Annotated in this window: 1 protein-coding gene and 1 pseudogene; both read left to right on the top strand. The window is 40.4% G+C overall.

What is annotated here, in order from left to right; translation table 11 throughout:
• On the top strand, nt 1–137 hold a 137-nt coding region (locus A3735_RS03170), incomplete at its 5' end, for a ribosomal protein L7/L12 (protein WP_197474838.1).
• A 284-nt stretch (nt 138–421) separates the two neighbouring features.
• A pseudogene (rpoB, locus tag A3735_RS03165) lies at nt 422–950 on the top strand (DNA-directed RNA polymerase subunit beta); the annotation flags it as partial.

Raw genomic sequence — 950 nt, 5'->3', positions numbered from 1 at the left:
CAGGTCTTGGCCTTAAAGAAGCGAAAGCAATGGTTGATGGTGCTCCATCTACTGTTAAAGAAGGCGTTAGCAAAGACGACGCTGAAGCTGCTAAGAAAGAGCTTGAGGAAGCTGGCGCATCTGTTGAAGTTAAGTAACTATAATTATAGTTATTTGATGCATGCAGAAGCACACGCATCCTAACGAAATTGGCTGGTAGCATTTGCTGCCGGCCTTTTTCTGTTGTTAGTTAGTAGATAGCTTTCATTATATTGATGCTAACAAGCATCATAGAACAAACTATAAGAAGGTTTGTTAGAAAGGAATATTTGGCAAAGCCTTGAGCATGCAATAAGTATCTCTTTCTAAACATAGCCTGTTATTAAACGGTGTCAACCGTTCAACAATTCAGACCGTTAAGTCACAAAACTGGGGAATATAAATGGCCTACTCGTATACAGAGAAAAAGCGTATTCGTAAAGAATTTGGCGTGTTACCAACCGTCATGGATGTGCCGTATCTTTTGTCTATTCAAATAGACTCGTACTTAAGCTTCTTGCAGAGTGACAATGACCCAGAGTCTCGTGACGATGTTGGTCTTCACGCTGCATTCAAGTCAGTTTTTCCAATTTTGAGCTTCTCAGGTAATGCTGCATTAGAATATGTGAGCTACCGTTTGGGTGAACCCGCATTTGACGTAAAAGAGTGTATTCAGCGTGGTGTAACATACGCAGCTCCATTGCGTGTTAAGGTTCGATTGATTATTTATGATAAAGAATCATCAAATAAAGCAATCAAAGACATCAAAGAGCAAGAAGTATACATGGGCGAAATGCCGCTCATGACCGAAAATGGTACATTTGTTGTTAACGGTACTGAGCGTGTAATCGTCTCTCAGTTGCATCGTTCTCCAGGCGTATTTTTTGATCACGATAAGGGTAAAACACACTCTTCTGGTAAGTTGTTACACT

This window comes from Oleiphilus sp. HI0061 (genome assembly GCF_001635675.1).
This window is presented reverse-complemented; position numbering and strand designations above follow the sequence as displayed.